At 63.2% G+C, this 17280-nt stretch carries 13 protein-coding genes and 1 tRNA gene; 13 read left to right on the forward strand and 1 reads right to left on the reverse strand.

What is annotated here, in order from left to right; translation table 11 throughout:
- The first annotated feature begins 129 nt into the window (after nucleotides 1-129).
- The 11 genes from fdnG (at nucleotide 130) to AC1MEK_RS10195 (ending at nucleotide 14594) form a co-directional block, all read left to right on the forward strand.
- Nucleotides 130-3195, forward strand: coding sequence for a formate dehydrogenase-N subunit alpha (gene fdnG / locus AC1MEK_RS10145; RefSeq protein WP_480396139.1), 3066 nt, complete (start codon nucleotides 130-132; stop codon nucleotides 3193-3195).
- On the forward strand, nucleotides 3195-4136 hold the full coding sequence (fdxH, locus tag AC1MEK_RS10150; RefSeq protein ID WP_480396140.1) for a formate dehydrogenase subunit beta: 942 nt from the start codon (nucleotides 3195-3197) through the stop codon (nucleotides 4134-4136). The genes fdnG and fdxH overlap by 1 nt, the downstream gene beginning before the upstream one ends.
- Nucleotides 4133-4798 carry a formate dehydrogenase subunit gamma gene (locus tag AC1MEK_RS10155; protein ID WP_480396141.1) on the forward strand — a complete coding sequence of 222 codons (666 nt, stop codon included), beginning with the start codon at nucleotides 4133-4135 and terminating at the stop codon, nucleotides 4796-4798. Before fdxH ends, AC1MEK_RS10155 begins: the two co-directional genes overlap by 4 nt.
- Before the next feature lie 4 nt (nucleotides 4799-4802).
- The gene (fdhE, locus tag AC1MEK_RS10160) at nucleotides 4803-5729 is read left to right on the forward strand and encodes a formate dehydrogenase accessory protein FdhE (RefSeq protein WP_480396142.1); all 927 of its coding nucleotides are present in this window, start codon (nucleotides 4803-4805) and stop codon (nucleotides 5727-5729) included.
- 187 nt (nucleotides 5730-5916) lie between these two features.
- The gene (gene selA, locus AC1MEK_RS10165) at nucleotides 5917-7347 is read left to right on the forward strand and encodes an L-seryl-tRNA(Sec) selenium transferase (RefSeq protein WP_480396143.1); all 1431 of its coding nucleotides are present in this window, start codon (nucleotides 5917-5919) and stop codon (nucleotides 7345-7347) included.
- Nucleotides 7344-9269, forward strand: a complete 1926-nt coding sequence (gene selB / locus AC1MEK_RS10170) for a selenocysteine-specific translation elongation factor (RefSeq protein ID WP_480396417.1) — start codon at nucleotides 7344-7346, stop codon at nucleotides 9267-9269. Before selA ends, selB begins: the two co-directional genes overlap by 4 nt.
- Nucleotides 9270-9277: 8 nt before the next feature.
- Nucleotides 9278-9373 (forward strand) — tRNA-Sec (locus tag AC1MEK_RS10175).
- Nucleotides 9374-9768: 395 nt separating this feature from the next.
- Nucleotides 9769-10410 (forward strand): TIGR04211 family SH3 domain-containing protein, encoded by a 642-nt coding sequence (locus tag AC1MEK_RS10180; protein WP_480396144.1) that lies wholly within the window; start codon nucleotides 9769-9771, stop codon nucleotides 10408-10410.
- A 121-nt stretch (nucleotides 10411-10531) separates the two neighbouring features.
- A complete protein-coding gene (gene ggt / locus AC1MEK_RS10185) occupies nucleotides 10532-12256 on the forward strand; it encodes a gamma-glutamyltransferase (protein ID WP_480396145.1) in 1725 nt (574 codons plus the stop codon).
- 230 nt (nucleotides 12257-12486) lie between these two features.
- Nucleotides 12487-13419: a GTP cyclohydrolase FolE2 gene (gene folE2 / locus AC1MEK_RS10190; RefSeq protein WP_480396146.1), complete on the forward strand. Its 933-nt coding sequence runs from the start codon at nucleotides 12487-12489 to the stop codon at nucleotides 13417-13419.
- On the forward strand, nucleotides 13416-14594 hold the full coding sequence (locus AC1MEK_RS10195; protein ID WP_480396147.1) for an acetyltransferase domain-containing protein: 1179 nt from the start codon (nucleotides 13416-13418) through the stop codon (nucleotides 14592-14594). The genes folE2 and AC1MEK_RS10195 overlap by 4 nt, the downstream gene beginning before the upstream one ends.
- Here AC1MEK_RS10195 and AC1MEK_RS10200 read toward each other — a convergent pair.
- Nucleotides 14581-15729 (reverse strand): MalY/PatB family protein, encoded by a 1149-nt coding sequence (locus AC1MEK_RS10200; protein ID WP_480396148.1) that lies wholly within the window; start codon nucleotides 15727-15729, stop codon nucleotides 14581-14583. The genes AC1MEK_RS10195 and AC1MEK_RS10200 overlap by 14 nt on opposite strands.
- 197 nt (nucleotides 15730-15926) lie before the next feature.
- Here AC1MEK_RS10200 and AC1MEK_RS10205 point away from each other — a divergent pair, with 197 nt between their 5' ends.
- Both AC1MEK_RS10205 and AC1MEK_RS10210 read left to right on the forward strand, forming a co-directional pair.
- Complete coding sequence (locus AC1MEK_RS10205; protein WP_480396149.1) at nucleotides 15927-16544, forward strand: hypothetical protein; 618 nt, start codon at nucleotides 15927-15929, stop codon at nucleotides 16542-16544.
- Nucleotides 16537-17259 carry a hypothetical protein gene (locus AC1MEK_RS10210; protein ID WP_480396150.1) on the forward strand — a complete coding sequence of 241 codons (723 nt, stop codon included), beginning with the start codon at nucleotides 16537-16539 and terminating at the stop codon, nucleotides 17257-17259. Before AC1MEK_RS10205 ends, AC1MEK_RS10210 begins: the two co-directional genes overlap by 8 nt.
- Nucleotides 17260-17280 lie beyond the last annotated feature (21 nt).

The raw sequence follows: 17280 nt of genomic DNA on the forward strand, positions 1-17280 counted from the left end.
CCATCAGCTTTCATGGTACTGCTGGCCATCTGAACTATCGTTACTCAATCGGCGCCCAACCCGCCGAAAAACCGTGATCGAACACCGCCCGGCAACGTACCGGGCTCCAAACCTGATCAGGAGTGCACGATGGACCTCAACCGTCGGCAGTTCTTCAAGGTCGCTGCAGTCGGCCTTGGAGGCTCGAGCCTGGCGGCGCTGGGCATGGCGCCCGCGCCGGCATTCGCCGAGCAGATCCGCCACTTCAAGCTCGCCCACACCCATGAAACCCGCAACACCTGCCCGTACTGCTCGGTGGGCTGCGGGCTGATCATGTACAGCCAGGGCGATGCCGCCAAGAACGTGGCACAAAACATCATCCACATCGAAGGCGACGCCGACCACCCGGTCAATCGCGGCACCCTGTGCCCCAAAGGCGCGGGCCTTTTGGACTTCATTCACAGCCCCAGCCGCCTCCAATACCCGCAAGTGCGCAAGCCGGGCAGCAAGGAATGGACGCGCATCTCCTGGGACGACGCCCTGGACCGCGTGGCCGAGCTGATGAAAGAAGATCGCGACGCCAACTTCATCGAGAAGAACGCCAAGGGCGAGACCGTCAACCGCTGGCTCACCACCGGTTTTCTGGCTGCGTCCGCCGCGTCCAACGAAGCGGGTTACATGACCCACAAGGTCATTCGTGCAACCGGCATGCTGGGGTTCGATAACCAGGCACGTGTCTGACATGGCCCGACGGTGGCAAGTCTTGCCCCGACGTATGGCCGTGGTGCCATGACCAATACCTGGACCGATATCGCCAACGCGAACCTGATCCTGGTGATGGGCGGCAACTCCGCGGAAGCGCACCCGTGCGGCTTCAAATGGGTGACCGAAGCCAAGGCGCACAACCAGGCGCGGCTGATCGTGGTCGACCCGCGTTTTACCCGCACCGCCTCGGTGGCCGACTACTACGCGCCGATTCGCACCGGCAGCGACATCGCCTTCATGGGCGGGTTGATCAACTACCTGCTGACCCAGGACAAGATCCAGCACGAATACGTGCGCAACTACACCGACGTCTCGTTCATCGTCAAAGCCGGCTACAGCTTCGAGGACGGCATTTTCAGCGGCTACGATGCGAGCAAACGGGTGTATGCGGACAAGTCCGGCTGGGGTTACGAGCTGGGTGAGGACGGCTTTGCCAAGGTCGACCCGACCCTGCAGGACCCGCGCTGCGTCTATCAATTGATGAAGCAGCACTACAGCCGCTACACGCCAGAGATCGCCAGCCAGACCTGCGGCATGCCACAGGCGCAAATGATGAAGATCTGGGACGAGATCGCCACCTGCTCGGTGCCGGGCAAGACCATGACGATTCTCTACGCCCTGGGTTGGACCCAACACTCCATTGGCGCGCAGATCATTCGCAGCGCGGCGATGGTGCAACTGCTGCTGGGCAATATCGGCATGCCGGGCGGTGGGATGAACGCCTTGCGTGGCCATTCCAACATTCAGGGGCTGACCGACCTGGGGCTGCTGTCCAATTCGCTGCCGGGCTACCTGACCCTGGCCAGCGACGCCGAGCAGGACTACGACGCCTACATCGCCAAACGCACGCAGAAACCGCTGCGTCCGGGCCAATTGTCCTACTACCAGAACTACAGCAAGTTCCACGTCAGCCTGATGAAGTCCTGGTACGGCGCCAATGCCACTGCCGAGAACAAGTGGGGCTACGACTGGCTGCCCAAGCTGGATATTCCTGGCTACGACGTGCTGAAGATGTTCGACCTGATGGGCAGTGGCAAGGTCAACGGCTACATGTGCCAGGGGTTCAACCCGATCGCTGCGTTGCCGGACAAAAATCGAGTGATGAAGGCCCTGGCCAAGCTGAAATGGCTGGTGGTGATGGACCCGCTGGCCACCGAGACCTCGGAGTTCTGGCACAACGTCGGCCCTTACAATGACGTGCAAAGCGAAAACATCCAGACCGAAGTGATTCGCCTGCCCACCACTTGTTTTGCCGAAGAGGACGGCTCGCTGGTCAACAGCAGCCGCTGGCTGCAATGGCACTTCAAGGGCGCGGAAGGCCCCGGCGAGGCGATCACCGACGTACGCATCATGAGCGAGCTGTTCCTGCGCCTGCGCAAGCTGTATCAGGACAAAGGCGGGGCCTACGCCGAACCGCTGCTCAAGCTCAGCTGGCCGTACAAGATCCCCGAAGAGCCGTCGCCGGAAGAGATCGCCAAGGAAATCAACGGCTCCGCCACCACTGACTTCACCGACGCCACAGGCGCGGCGGTCAAGGGCGGGGCGCAGTTGTCGGCGTTTGCCCAGCTCAAGGATGACGGCAGCACGGCGTCCGGTTGCTGGATCTTCTGCGGCAGCTGGACCGAAGCCGGTAACCAGATGGCGCGGCGTGACAACAGCGATCCGTTCGGCATGCATCAGCATCAGGGCTGGGCCTGGGCGTGGCCAGCCAACCGGCGGATTCTCTACAACCGCGCCTCGGCAGACGTGTCCGGCAAGCCCTGGGATCCGAAAAAACGCCTGGTCTGGTGGAACGGCAAGGCCTGGACCGGCACTGATGTGCCGGACTTCGCCGCCACCTCGGCGCCGGAAGCGGGCATGAACCCGTTCATCATGAACCCCGAAGGCGTGGCGCGGTTCTTCGCCGTCGACAAGATGAACGAGGGGCCATTCCCCGAGCACTACGAGCCCTTCGAGACGCCCATCGGCATCAACCCGCTGCACCCGAACAACAAGCAGGCCACCAGCAATCCGGCCGGGCGCGTGTTCGATTCGGTGTGGGACACCCTCGGTGTGGCCAAGGACTTCCCCTACGCGGGCACCAGTTACCGGCTGACCGAGCATTTCCACTACTGGAGCAAGCATTGCACCCTCAATGCGATCGCCCAGCCGGAACAGTTCGTCGAGATCGGCGAGGCGCTGGCCAGGGAGAAGGGCATCGTCGCCGGGGATCGCGTGCGGGTCAGCAGCAAGCGCGGCTTCATCGAGGCCGTGGCGGTGGTGACCAAGCGTATCCGGCCGCTGCAGGTGAACAATCAGACCGTGCACCAGATCGGCATTCCGATTCACTGGGGTTTCACCGGCACCACGCGCAACGGCTACCTGGCCAACACGCTGGTGCCGTTTCTGGGTGACGGCAATTCCCAGACCCCGGAATCCAAGTCGTTTCTGGTCAACCTGGAGAAAATCTGATGGCCATTCAGGATGTGATTGCCCGCTCGGCCACCACCACGGTGCCGTCCTCGGTACGCCAGCTTGAGCCGGTTGCCAAGCTGATCGACACCACCAAATGCATTGGCTGCAAGGCCTGCCAGGTCGCCTGCTCGGAGTGGAACGAGCTGCGCGACGAGGTCGGCCACAACCACGGCACCTACAACAACCCGCAGGACCTGAGCGCACAGACCTGGACCCTGATGCGCTTCACCGAGCACGAAACCGCCGACAACAACCTCGAATGGCTGATCCGCAAGGACGGCTGCATGCACTGCGCCGAGCCCGGTTGCCTGAAAGCCTGCCCCAGCCCAGGTGCGATCATCCAGCACGCCAACGGCATCGTCGACTTCAACCAGGACCACTGCATCGGCTGCGGCTATTGCATCACCGGTTGCCCGTTCAACATCCCGCGCATCTCGCAGAAAGACCACAAGGCGTACAAATGTACTCTTTGTTCGGATCGGGTCTCGGTGGGCCTGGAGCCTGCCTGCGTGAAAACCTGCCCGACCGGCGCCATCGTCTTCGGCACCAAGGAAGACATGAAGGTGCACGCTGCCGAGCGGGTGGTGGACCTCAAATCCCGCGGCTTCGACAACGCCGGCCTCTATGACCCGGCCGGTGTCGGCGGCACCCATGTGATGTACGTGCTGCACCATGCCGACGATCCGAAACTTTACGCGGGCCTGCCGCTGGACCCGCAAATCAGCCCGCTGGTGGGCCTGTGGAAGGGCGTGAGCAAGCCGCTGGGCCTGCTGGCGATGGGGCTGGCGGTGCTGGCCGGGTTCTTCCATTACGTGCGCATCGGCCCGCAACGGGAGGAAGAAGAGAACGGCAGGGACCCGGACGTGCATGAGGTTGATCCAGCGGTGCACGTCTTCGACCCACGTCAACCCGGGACTGAAGAGGGGCGTCGGCCATGAGCGAGAACCGCGAACCGGGCAAGACCATCCTGCGCTACAACGCCAACGAACGGACCAACCACTGGATCGTCGCCATCCTGTTTTTCATGGCCGGGCTGTCGGGCCTGGCGCTGTTTCACCCGGCGATGTTCTGGCTGACCCACCTGTTCGGCGGCGGCCCCTGGACACGCATCCTGCACCCGTTCATGGGCGTAGCGATGTTCGTGTTTTTCATGGGGCTGGTGATCCGCTTCTGGCGCGCCAACCTTTTCATCGCCAACGACCGGCTGTGGCTCAAGCGCATCGACCGGGTGATGAAGAACGAGGAAGAGGGCGTGCCACCGATCGGCAAGTACAACCCCGGTCAGAAGCTGCTGTTCTGGACCTTGCTGCTGTGCATGTTGGGGCTTTTGGTCAGCGGCATCGTGATCTGGCGAGCGTACTTCAGCGAGTACTTCGACATCACGGTGATCCGCCTCGGCGCGTTGATTCATGCGCTGGCGGGGTTTGTGTTGATCACCAGCATCATCGTGCACATCTACGCCGGGATCTGGATCAAGGGCTCGGTGGGGGCGATGCTGCACGGCTGGGTCAGCCGCCGCTGGGCGAAAAAACATCATGAATTGTGGTATCGCCAGGTGGCGGATAAAGAGCAGGGCGCTCGCGTGACAAAAAAAGGATGAGCCATTGAGCCAGATTCTCGAACCCGGAGAAATCGAAGCGGCGGCCAGCTCGCCGCCGTTTCTGCACCTGCCTCCCTTCAACCTGTTCGCCTTGCGCGCCCATCGGCTGGAAGTGCTCGCCGAAGGGCATCCGTTGGGTGATTACCTGCGGCTGATCGCCGGGCTGTGCCGGGTGCAGCAGGATTTGCTGGATCATCCGCCGGATGACTGGAGGTTGAGCGATGAGCGTTTGGCGCAATGCATCCAGCACGGCCTGCCGCCGCTGGCCGCCGACAGCCTGGCGCGCGAGCCGCACTGGCAGCTGTTTCTGAGCGCCTTGCTGGAACGCTATCCGCAGCCCGCTGCTGTCCAGGTTGCGCAGGCGCTGAATCAGTTGCGCAGCGCCAGCGAGGGCCAGCACAAGGCTTGGGGCGTTTCCCTGCTCAGCGGTCAGTACGCCGGAGTGCCGGTTGCCGTGGTGCCGTTTCTCGGGGCGGCGTTGCAGGCGGCGTGGAGCCATTGGTTCCTGCAACTGCCAACCAGCACGCTGAAGCCCGCCGACAGCCTGTCGCAGTGCCCGGCCTGCGGCTCGCCGGCGATGGCCGGGGTGATTCGCCACAGGGGTAAACACAATGGCCTGCGCTATCTGGCCTGTTCGTTGTGCGCATGCGAATGGCATGTGGTGCGGGTCAAGTGCGTGTATTGCGAGCAGAGCAAAGGCCTCAAGTACATGAGTCTGAACGATGACCGCGTGGCCGTGGACAAGGCGCCGCTGCGCGCCGAGGTGTGCCCCGGCTGCAACACCTACCTCAAGCAGATCTACCTGGAATGCGACGCCGACGCCGAGCCCCTGTCGGCGGACCTGGCCAGCCTCGCGCTGGACATGCGCCTGGACCTGGAAGGCATCGCGCGCCTGGCGCCCAATCTCATGCTGGCGCCGGGAGGGGAGTGAGAGCGGGGTCTACACTCTTTTCGTCCAGTCCGAATACGGCGCAAGCCTGTAGGAGCGAATTCATTCGCGAACGATTTGCCAGGCGACAGAGATGTATCGGATGCGCTTGCGGTTCGCGAATAAATTCGCTCCTACAGATCGGTGCTCGGCGAACGATTTGAGCGGTAATGATTTTTGGAGTCATTGAATGCCCGAAAGCCTCGCCTCATCCACACCACGCTTGCCCTCCATCGACAGCCTCTTGCGTCACCCCGCCTGCCATCCGTTGCTTGAGCGCTACGGTCGCGACGCGGTGCTCGCCACCCTGCGCCAGTTGCTCGACGACCTGCGCGAATCGGTGCAGCGCGGCCAGATGAGCGCCAGCGAACTGGGCACTAAGGTACTGGCGGGCAGGGCCGCCGAGCGCCTGGCCGTCCAGCATCGCAGCCGGGTGCAGCGGGTGTTCAACCTCACCGGCACCGTACTGCACACCAATCTGGGTAGGGCCTTGCTGCCGGAAGAGGCCATCGAAGCGATCCAGACCGCTGCGCGTTACCCGCTGAATCTGGAGTTCGACCTGGCCACCGGCAAGCGCGGCGATCGCGACGATTTGATCGAAGGCCTGATCCGCGAACTGACCGGCGCCGAGGCCGTCACCGTGGTCAACAACAACGCGGCGGCCGTGTTGCTGGCGTTGAACAGCCTCGGCGCGCGCAAGGAAGGGATCATCTCCCGTGGTGAACTGATCGAGATCGGCGGAGCCTTTCGCATCCCCGACATCATGGCCCGCGCGGGCGTCAAACTGCATGAGATCGGCACCACCAACCGCACCCACGCCAAGGATTACGAGGCAGCGGTCAACCCGCGCACGGGTCTGTTGATGCGCGTGCACACCAGCAACTACAGCATTCAAGGCTTCACCAGCAGCGTACCCACCACCGAGATCGCCCGGATTGCCCACGCCCATGATTTACCGCTGCTGGAAGACCTGGGCAGCGGCAGCCTGCTGGACCTGACGCGCTGGGGCCTGCCCGCCGAACCTACCGTGCGCCAGACGCTGCTGGACGGCGCGGACATCGTCACCTTCAGCGGCGACAAACTGCTCGGCGGCCCGCAGGCTGGGGTGATCGTGGGCAGCAAGGCGCTGATCGGCAAAATCAAGAAGAACCCGCTCAAGCGCGCCTTGCGCGTGGACAAGCTGACCCTCGCTGCACTGGAAGCCGTGTTGAGCCTGTATCGCAACCCCGATCGCCTGGCACAGCGCCTGCCCAGCCTGCGCCTGTTGACCCGTCCGCAGCCCGAAATCCTCGCTCAGGCGGAGCGCTTGCGGCCGTTGCTGGCCGCCGTGCTGGGTCCGAACTGGAGCGTGCTGGTGCAGCCCAGCCTGGGCATGATCGGCAGCGGCAGCCAGCCGGTGGCGCGACTGCCCAGTGCCGCGCTGTGTTTACGACCGATCGTCTCAAAACGTCTGCGCGGTCGTCAGTTGCATGCTTTGGAGGCGAGTTTGCGCACGTTGCCGATCCCGGTGCTGGGCCGCATCGACGATGACGCGCTGTGGCTGGATCTGCGCCAACTGGACGACGAGCCAGCCTGGATCGCGCAACTGGATCAACTGCAATGGGAGGGCCGGGCACAGTGATCGTCGGCACGGCGGGGCATATCGACCATGGCAAGACTGCGCTGCTCGAAGCGCTGACCGGGCAGGCCGGCGACCGGCGTCGGGAAGAGCGCGAGCGGGGCATCACCATCGATCTGGGTTATCTCTATGCGCCGCTCAAGCCCGGCGCGCCCTTGACCGGTTTCATTGACGTGCCGGGCCACGAGCGCTTCATTCACAACATGCTGGTCGGTGCCCAGGGCATCGATCTGGTGCTGCTGGTGGTCGCCGCCGACGACGGTGTGATGCCGCAAACCCGTGAGCATCTTGCGATTGTCGAGTTGCTGGGCATCCCCGAACTGCTGGTGGTCATCAGCAAATGCGACCGCGCTGAAGCCGTGCGGGTGCACCAGGTGAGCACGCAAATCAGTCAGCTGCTTGAAGCGGGGCCCTACGCCGATGCGTTGCAGTTCGAGGTATCCAGCCACAGCGGCGACGGCATTGAGGCCTTGCGTCAGGCCTTAATGCTGGCGCAGCAGGAGGTGGCCGAGCGCAGCGATCGCGGCGGGTTCCGGCTGGACATCGACCGCGCGTTCAGCGTGGCCGGGGCGGGAATTGTGGTGACCGGCACCGCGCTGGCGGGGCAGGTGACGGTGGGCGACAGCCTGGCGCTGGGGCAGGCCGGCAAACCGGTGCGGGTGCGTGGGCTGCATGCGCAGAACCAGAGCGCAGCCCAGGCCTGGGTCGGGCAGCGGGTGGCGCTGAACCTGAGCGCGGAAAAGCTCAGCCTTGAGCAGATTCATCGTGGCGACTGGCTGCTGGCGCCGTGGCTGTTCGCGCCGACCCAGCGCATCGACATCGAGCTGCAGTTGCTTGCCAGCGAAACCCGGGCCTTCGAGCACTTCAGCCCGGTGCATGTGCACCTTGCCACACAGGACGTGACGGCCCGAGTCGCGTTGCTCGAAGGCACCGCGCTGCTGCCCGGCCAGCGCATGTTCGCCCAGCTTTTGCTCAACGCGCCGGTGCACGGCGTGCATGGCGACCGGTTGGTGCTGCGCGATCAGAGCGCCCAGCGCACCCTGGGCGGCGGCCGTGTGCTCGACCCGTTCGCCCCGTCACGCCAGCGCCGCAGCGAGGCCCGGCTTGAGCAACTGAGGATTCTGGCCGCTGCAGAAAACCTGGAGCAGGCGCTGCCACCGTTGATTGCCAGCAGTAATAGCGGGCTCGACCCGCAGCGGCTGGAGCGCCAGTTCAACCGGCTGCGCGCCACCTGGCGGCTGCCGGCCGATATCCGCATCATCGCCACCCGGCAGGGGCAATTGCTGTTCAGCGAAGCGCGCTGGCAGGCGTTGCGTGACGAGCTGCTGGGCCAGCTTGAGCGCTTTCATCAGCAGGAGCCCGACCAGTTGGGCCCGGATCGCGACCGCCTGCGCCGCTTTGCCGCCATGGCCCTGGAGCGCCCGGCGTTCATTGCGCTGGTCGATGAGTTGCTCAGTGCAGGGCTGATCGCCAACAGCGGCCCGTGGCTGCACCTGCCCGGGCATCAGGTCAGGCTCAATGAGGACGACGAGGCGTTGTGGCAACTGATCGAACCGTTGATGCGCGCCGCAGGCTTCGACCCGCCCTGGGTCCGCGATTTGGCCACGGCCACCGGGCACTCGGAGGCGGACGTGCGCTTGTTGCTGCGCAAGCTGGCGCGAATCGGCCAGGTGCATCAGGTGGTGCGCGATCTGTTCTATCTTGAGTCTACCGCCGCACAAATGGTGACTATGCTGTTGCGACTGTCAGCGCAGGATCCGGTGATCCAGGCCGCGGCGTTTCGCGACAGACTGGGCATCGGGCGCAAGCGCAGTATCCAGATTCTCGAGTTTTTCGACCGTATCGGGCTGACCCGGCGCATCGGCGATCAACGCCGCATCCGCCCGGACAACGCGCTGGCACAAGGCGGCGCCGGTACGTTCTGATCGATCATGGAAGGCAATCGCGCCCGGTGGCGCGGCCGGGCTTCAAACCCGGTTGGGGACGGCAGCCGTTCCCGGGCAGGTTCGACTCCCGCTGCCTTCCGCCAGTTTCAATCTCCGGACAACCCCATCTCACCTGACGATGATGTGCAAAACCTGTAGGAGCGAATTCATTCGCGAACGATTGGACAGGCGAAACAGATGTATTGCCTGTCCCGGCCATTCGCGAATGAATTCGCTCCTACAGGTCACTCATCGCTCTCTGAAGCAGACGAACGTCACCCGCCCGCAGTGAACCTGAAACCATTTGCACTGTCTGTAGACCACTGTGCGCGCAGCGCGTCGGTCCTGCGATCCCGACGATAGGCTGTATTTCCTGTGCGTTCGGCTGCCTTTTCCAGCAGTTGCAGCGTATCGCATGCGCCGCCGACGAGGTTTTCTGACCATTGCAACGGGGCCCGACCATCCGGCCTTTCTTTTTTATTTTTGCCGAAGATCTTTCATGTCTCTATTTCGTCCCGTCACCGCCATCTCCCGTTTTCTCCCCCTGGCAGGCGCTGTCCTGAGCCTCGGTATCGCCGCGCAGGCGCAGGCCGAAGGCAAGGATCGCTGGGTCACCGACACCTTGAGCACCTATGTGCGCAGCGGTCCCACCGATGGCTATCGCATCGTCGGCACCCTCAAGTCCGGGCAAAAAGTGGAGCTTCTGACCACCCAGGGCGACTACAGCCAGGTCAAGGGCGCATCCGGCGACACCGTGTGGATTCCGTCGTCTGACCTGCAGGAAGTCCCAGGCCCCGCCGAGCGCGTGCCGCAGCTGACCCAGCAGGTCGACGAACTCAGCGCCAAATTGAAAACCATTGATGACGACTGGAAAACCAAGGTGCAGGGCATGCAGGAAACCCTGGACTCGCGCAAGAAACTGGTGGATGAACTGGAGTCGCGCACCAAGGACCTCAACGCCCAGCTGACCGACGCCCAGTCGGAACTGCGCGCGACCCAGGCCAAACTCGGCGACGAGAACAATCAGGTGCTGATGCGCTACATGGTCTACGGCGGCAGCATCGCCGGCGCGGGCCTGTTGCTGGGCCTGATCCTGCCGTCGCTGACCCGCGGGCGCAAACGCAACGATCGCTGGTTCTGAATCACACAGCGGGGCGGGCGACTCTCTGAAATATTCTGTCAAAGTCTGTTTCAGCCGCTACTTTTACAGGGCCTCAATCGAACATTGAAGTTCCTATCAAAAAGAAAAAGAGAGTCGCCCCATGAAGTACGAACCTTTGGCCAAGTCGCTGCTCGCGACGGCCCTTGCACTGTCGGTTTCTGTTTCCTTCGCTGCCTCCGTGGCCCCGGTTGCCGGGGAAAACGGCATGGTGGTCACTGCCCAGCACCTGGCGACACACGTAGGCGTGGATGTGCTCAAGTCCGGCGGCAATGCGGTGGACGCCGCGGTTGCCGTGGGTTACGCACTGGCGGTGGTGTACCCGGCCGCAGGCAACCTGGGCGGTGGCGGTTTCATGACCGTGCAACTGGCCGATGGCCGCAAGACCTTCCTCGACTTCCGCGAAAAGGCCCCGCTGGCGGCCACTGCCAACATGTACCTGGACAAGGACGGCAACGTCGTCCCGGACCTCAGTTCCAAAGGGCACTTGGCCGTGGGCGTGCCGGGCACCGTGTCCGGCATGGAGTTGGCACTGAAGAAATACGGCACCAAGAAACGCGCTGAAGTCATCGCCCCGGCGATCAAGCTCGCCGAGAACGGCTTCGCGCTGGAGCAGGGCGACGTCGATCTGCTGGACTACGCCACCAAGGAATTCCAGGCCGACAAGGACCTCTCGGGGATCTTCCTGAACAAGGGCCAGCCGCTGAAAGTGGGCGACAAGCTGGTGCAGAAGGACCTGGCGAAAACCCTCAAGGAAATTTCCGCCAAGGGCACCGACGGTTTCTACAAGGGCTGGGTGGCCAAGGCCATCGTCGATTCGAGCAAGGCGGGCAAGGGGATTATCGTCCAGGCCGACCTGGACAAATACAAGACCCGGGAATTGGCGCCCATCGAGTGCGATTACCGGGGTTATCACGTGATCTCCGCGCCACCGCCCAGCTCGGGCGGGGTGGTGATCTGCGAGATCATGAACATTCTCGAAGGCTACCCGATGAAGGACCTGGGCTATCACTCGGCCCAGGGCATGCATTACCAGATCGAAGCCATGCGCCACGCCTACGTGGACCGCAACAGCTATCTGGGCGACCCGGATTTCGTCAAGAACCCTATCTCGCACCTGCTCGATCGTGACTACGCGGCCAAGCTGCGTGCGGCCATCGAACCGCAAAAGGCCGGTGACTCCCAGGCCATCAAGCCTGGCGTCGCGCCCCACGAAGGCAACAACACCACCCATTACTCGATTGTCGACAAATGGGGCAACGCGGTGTCGGTCACTTACACCCTCAACGACTGGTTCGGCGCGGGCGTGATGGCGAGCAAGACCGGGGTGATCCTCAACGACGAAATGGACGACTTCACCTCCAAGGTTGGCGTGCCGAACATGTACGGCCTGATCCAGGGCGAAGCCAACGCCATCGCACCGGGCAAGGCGCCGCTGTCGTCGATGAGCCCGACCATCGTCACCAAGGATGGCAAGACCGTGATGGTGGTGGGCACGCCGGGCGGCAGCCGGATCATCACCGCGACCTTGCTGACCATGCTCAACGTGATCGATTACGGCATGAACATTCAGGAAGCCGTGGACGCGCCGCGTTTCCACCAGCAGTGGATGCCGGAGACCACTAACCTTGAGAACTTCGCAGTCAGCCCTGACACGCAGAAGATCCTCGAAAGCTGGGGCCACAAGTTCGCCGAGCCGCAGGACGCCAACCACCTGGCCGCCATTCTGGTCGGCGCGCCGTCGCTGGGTGGCAAGCCGGTGGGCAACAACCGTTTCTACGGAGCGAACGATCCGCGTCGCAATACCGGGTTGTCGTTGGGGTATTAATTTCGCGATGTAATGGGATACACCGCGGGTCAACTGTAGGAGCGAATTCATTCGCGAAGGGGCGGTAGGAACGATACAGCTCTGTCGCCTGGAAGATTTTTCGCGAATAAATTCGCTCCTACAGGTTCGAGATCCCGCAGTCAGGTGGTATGAAGTGTGTTTTATAGCTGTTATGTTATAACGCTATGGGTGAGCGATTTCTGCTCGCGCGCTTCGAGAATTTCCGCCAGATGAACAATCCGCTTCCTGACGTTGCTTCCTCCGAATTGTCCCAGGCCTTGCTGCCCCTCGACTGGGTCGGCATGCAAGGCATTGACATCCCCCTGATCCTCGACGAGCCCGGCGCCGATGCGCCGGTGCATGCCCGCGCGGATTTGCAGGTCGACCTGCCGGTGCCGCAGATCAAGGGCATTCACATGTCGCGGCTGTACACGCTGCTCGACCGTTTTGCCGAGCACCAGGCGGTCAGGCCGGCGAGTCTGGCCGCACTGCTGGAATTGATGGTGACCAGCCACACCGATTGCCACAGCTCCCAGGCCCGTTTGCGCCTGGCGTTCGAGCTGTTGTGCAAGCGTCCGGCGCTGGTTACCCAGGGTTTGAGCGGCTGGAAGTCCTACCCGGTGACCATCGACGCGCAGTGGCAGCAGGGCCGCCTGCTGCTGGAGCTGGGCGTCGAGGTGACCTATTCGTCGACGTGCCCCTGCTCGGCGGCGTTGTCGCGGCAACTGCTGGAGCAGGCGTTCATTGCTCATTTCGGCGCAGGGCCGGTGGACAGCGCGCAAGTATCGGCGTGGCTGCGCAGCAACGGTTCCCATGCCACGCCCCACAGCCAGCGCAGTGTGGCGCGGGTGACGGTGCGCATCGATCAAGACGCCGAGCGCCTGGGCTTGCTCGGTTTGATCGACCTGATCGAGGACGCCCTCGGCACGCCGGTGCAGACGGCCGTCAAACGCGCGGACGAGCAAGCCTTCGCCCGGCTCAACGGGCAAAACCTGATGTATGTCGAAGATGCGGCGCGCAAGGTTCAGCAGGCGCTGGCGATCCGTTTTCCAGTGAGCTGCGTGTCCGTCAGGCATCTGGAAAGCCTGCATCCCCATGATGCCGTGGCGTCGTCATCCAGCGCAGCCATGTTCCAGAGCGCAGGGCAGGGGCGTCGGGCATGAGCGGCTTTCAATCGGTGTTGCCCAAGAGCCAGATCCAAGCCTCGACCCGCCTGCAATCGATCGACGCGCTGCGCGGGCTGATCATCGTCTTCATGCTGCTCGACCATGTGCGCGAAACCTTCTTTCTGCACCGCCAGGTGTCCGACCCGATGGACGTGGCCACTACCGCGCCAGAGCTTTTTCTGAGCCGCACTCTGGCGCATTTCTGCGCGCCGTTGTTCGTGTTCCTGACCGGGCTGTCGGCGTTTCTCTACGGCGAACGGCATTCAGGGCCGCGGCAGGTCAGCCGTTTTCTGTTCGTGCGCGGGCTGGTGCTGATCGCCCTGGAATTGACGCTGGTGAATTTCGCCTGGACCTTTCAGTTCCCGCCCAGCGTGATCTACCTGCAAGTGATCTGGGCCATCGGCCTGAGCATGATCGCGCTGGCGCTGCTGGTGGCCTTGCCGCGTTGGGCGTTAGCGGCGTTGGGCATCGTCATCATCGCTGGCCACAACCTGCTGGATGGCCTGCATTTCCGCGTCGATTCGCTGATGCACGTCCCGTGGGCGGTGTTGCACGACCGCGGCTGGATCGAGGTCAGCGACAGCCTGCGCCTGCGCACCTCATACCCGGTGTTGCCGTGGATCGGCGTGATCGCAGTGGGTTATGCCGCAGGGCCGTGGTTCGCACGCGATGCCGACGCGGGCAAGCGCGAGATCAATCTGATCGCCTGGGGTTTCGGGCTGCTGGTGCTGTTTCTGGCCTTGCGCGGCGTCAATGGCTACGGCGAAAAGCCCTGGGTGGTCGGCGAAACCATGGGCCTGACCGTGATGAGCATTTTCAACATCACCAAGTACCCTCCGTCGCTGCTGTTTCTCAGCCTGACCCTGGGCATCGGCCTGCTGACGCTGGCCTGGCTGGAGCGGGCGGCGTCTGCCCGATGGCTCAAGCCGCTGGTGATCTTTGGTGCGGCGCCGATGTTTTTCTATCTGCTGCACCTGTATGTACTCAAGGTGCTGTACCTGATCGCGCTTGCGCTATGGGGGCAGAACCACGGCAGCTATTTCGGCTTCGATTCGGTGGCGGCAGTGTGGGCTTGCTCGGCGGTGCTGATCGTCGCGCTGTTCCCGGCCGTGCGCTGGTTCGCCGAGCTGAAGGCCCGGCGCCGCGATATCACTTGGCTCAAATATTTCTAAGGGAGAGGCTGCGCTCCATCCGCGCCAGTGCTTCTTCGAGCATTGGCCGCGGGCAGCCAAAGTTCAGGCGCACGAACTGGCCGCAATCATCGCCGAACTCCAGCCCCGCGCTCATCGCCACTTTGGCGTTTTCCAGGAAGAACTGCTGCGGGTTTTCCAGGCCCAGCTCCGAACAATCGAGCCAGGCCAGAAAGGTGCTTTGCGGCAGGTTCATGGCGATGCCGGGAAAGCGGGTCTTGATGGCGTGGGCCAGGTAGTCGCGGTTGTCCTGCAGATAGGCCATCACCTGCGCCAGCCAAGGCCCGCCTTCGCTGTAGGCGGCCTGGGTCGCCTCGTAACCGAGCACGTTGACGCTGTCGACCAGCCCGCGCTGGCCGCCATTGAAGCGCTGGCGCAGCTCGGGGTTCTGCACGATGGCGAACGCGGTTTTCATGCCGGCGATGTTCCAGGCCTTGCTGGCGGACATCAGGGTGATGGTGCGCGCGGCGATGTCCGGGCTCAGGGCGGCGATGGGCGTGTGCGTGCGGCCGTCGAACAGGATGTCGGCGTGGATCTCGTCGGAAATGATCAGCACATCGCGCTCCACACAGGCCTGGCCGATGGCGCGCAGTTCTTCTGCCTCGAACACCTTGCCCAGCGGGTTGTGCGGGTTGCTCAGCAGCAGGGCGCGGGCATCGGACAGGGTGTTGTCCAGCGCGGCGATGTCGGTCGGGTAGTTGCCATCGGCGTCAGCGTGAAACGGCAGGTCGATCCGCGCCAGATTCCAGTTGCCCGGGGCGCTGAGCAGCGGCGAATAGTTCGGCGTCTGCACCACCACCGCGCTGCCGTCCTCGACCAGCGCGTTGAGCGCCATGTTCACCCCGGGCTCCACACCCGGCAGGAACACCAGATCCTGCGGCTGAATCTGCCAGCCATACAGGCTGGCCATACGCGCGACCAGCGTCTGGCGCAGGCGATCCTGGGCCACCGAATAACCGAGCAGCGGATGTTCCAGACGCTGCTTCAGCGCCTCAAGGATGGGCTCTGCCACTGCAAAGTCCATGTCGGCCACCCACATCGGCAACACGTCCTGCGGGTACTGGCTCCACTTCTTGCTGCCGGTGTTCAGGCGCGGGTAAACGGCGTTCAGGTCCATGCTCGGGCGGTCTCGGAAAAACGGATGGGCGATTGTGCCAGAGAGCGGGGCAGGTGTGTGGCCCTCGGTGCTGGTTTTGCGGGGGCGTCCAAATGTAACCTTTTTGGGTTACTTTGGCGAAAGTAACCTTTAAAGGTTACTTTTTTGAGATTTGGCCTATAGTGGTCGCTATTGCACCTGTCATCAATGGGGCGCCCATGAGCAGCAAAGCCGTTTTGACCGGCGATCTGATGCACTCTCAGACCGCCAGCGACACCCAGGCCTATCTGGCCGGGCTTAAAAAGGTCCTCGCCACCCTCAAGAAATCTTATGGCCTGACCATCGACACCTATCGCGGTGACGGTTTTCAGGTGGAACTGAAACAGACCGCCAAGGCGTTCGAATGCGCGCTGGCGATTCGCGCCGGGCTGATTTCGGCCAGCCCCGCGGGTGAGCGCTGGGATGCGCGGATCGCCATCGGCGTCGGCAGTGCGGCCACCGGGGCGGGCTACGGCGAAGCATTCGTGCTCTCGGGCCAGGGCCTGGACGGCATGAAAAAGCTGACGCTTGGGCTGTTCAGTCACGACGCCACGCTGCTGCGCAGCGCCGGGCTGGTCACCGAATTCGTGGCGGCCATCGTCGACAAATGGACCGTGGTCGAGGCGCAGGCCTATTACGCGCATCTATTGGGCGCTGGCGATCAGCAGAGCATCGCCGAGCAACTGGGCAAATCCCGGGTTGCGGTGAACAAGGCCTTGCAGCGCGGGCAGGCGCGGCTGCTGGATCGCTATCTGGCCTGCACCGGCCAGTGGCTCCTGGAGATGATCGATGCGTGATGCTTCTGTCGTGCTGTTGACGCTGATCCTGGTCAGCCTGTTGCTGGGTTTCGCCTTTGGCAAATGGCACGAACGTCGATCGGCGACCGTTCTGTCTAAATCCGTGCACGCGCTGATACAGGGGCTGTCGGTCGCGCTCTTGTTGTTCGCATTCGATCGTCACCTGTTGCCTGCGCTGGGGGCGGGTATCGGGTTTGCCCTGTGCCGAGGGCTGATCGGCTGGCTGGTGCCGAAGATCCGCTCCAGTTACGCCTTCGTGATCCAGTTCGTGCTGCAGATCGCCGCGCTGGTCGTGATCTGGCTCAGCGCGGAAGGCTACTGGAGCTGGGCGTGGGAGCTGTGCAAGACACTGTTCACTGCGCATAACCTGCTGGTGATACTGGCCTACGTGCTGGTGCTGCGCCCGGCATCGGTGCTGATCGGCGCGGTGTTGACGCCGTTCATGGCGGCGGTGGAGCAGAGCAGCAAGGATTCGCTGAAAAAGGCCGGCACCTGGATCGGCTACCTGGAGCGCACGCTGATTCTGACGTTCGTATTGCTGGGCAAATGGGAAGCCATAGGCCTGCTGCTCACGGCCAAGAGCATCCTGCGTTTCAACGACATCAAGGGCGCCGAGCAGCGCCCGCTCAGCGAATACGTGCTGCTGGGCACGCTGGTCAGTTTCACCCTGAGCATCGCCATTGGCCTGGCGGTGATGATGCTGGGAGGAAAGTAACCTCTAGGGGTTACTTTCCGG

It is taken from the genome of Pseudomonas sp. 2, from assembly GCF_056627435.1.

Coding starts and splice junctions, on each gene's coding strand:
- AC1MEK_RS10210 (WP_480396150.1), top strand. CDS start 16,537: ATGCGTGATGCTTCTGTCGTGCTGTTGACGCTGATCCTGGTCAGCCTG.
- AC1MEK_RS10205 (WP_480396149.1), top strand. CDS start 15,927: ATGAGCAGCAAAGCCGTTTTGACCGGCGATCTGATGCACTCTCAGACC.
- AC1MEK_RS10195 (WP_480396147.1), top strand. CDS start 13,416: ATGAGCGGCTTTCAATCGGTGTTGCCCAAGAGCCAGATCCAAGCCTCG.
- ggt (WP_480396145.1), top strand. CDS start 10,532: ATGAAGTACGAACCTTTGGCCAAGTCGCTGCTCGCGACGGCCCTTGCA.
- AC1MEK_RS10180 (WP_480396144.1), top strand. CDS start 9,769: ATGTCTCTATTTCGTCCCGTCACCGCCATCTCCCGTTTTCTCCCCCTG.
- folE2 (WP_480396146.1), top strand. CDS start 12,487: ATGAACAATCCGCTTCCTGACGTTGCTTCCTCCGAATTGTCCCAGGCC.
- selA (WP_480396143.1), top strand. CDS start 5,917: ATGCCCGAAAGCCTCGCCTCATCCACACCACGCTTGCCCTCCATCGAC.
- AC1MEK_RS10200 (WP_480396148.1), bottom strand. CDS start 15,729: ATGGACCTGAACGCCGTTTACCCGCGCCTGAACACCGGCAGCAAGAAG.
- AC1MEK_RS10155 (WP_480396141.1), top strand. CDS start 4,133: ATGAGCGAGAACCGCGAACCGGGCAAGACCATCCTGCGCTACAACGCC.
- fdxH (WP_480396140.1), top strand. CDS start 3,195: ATGGCCATTCAGGATGTGATTGCCCGCTCGGCCACCACCACGGTGCCG.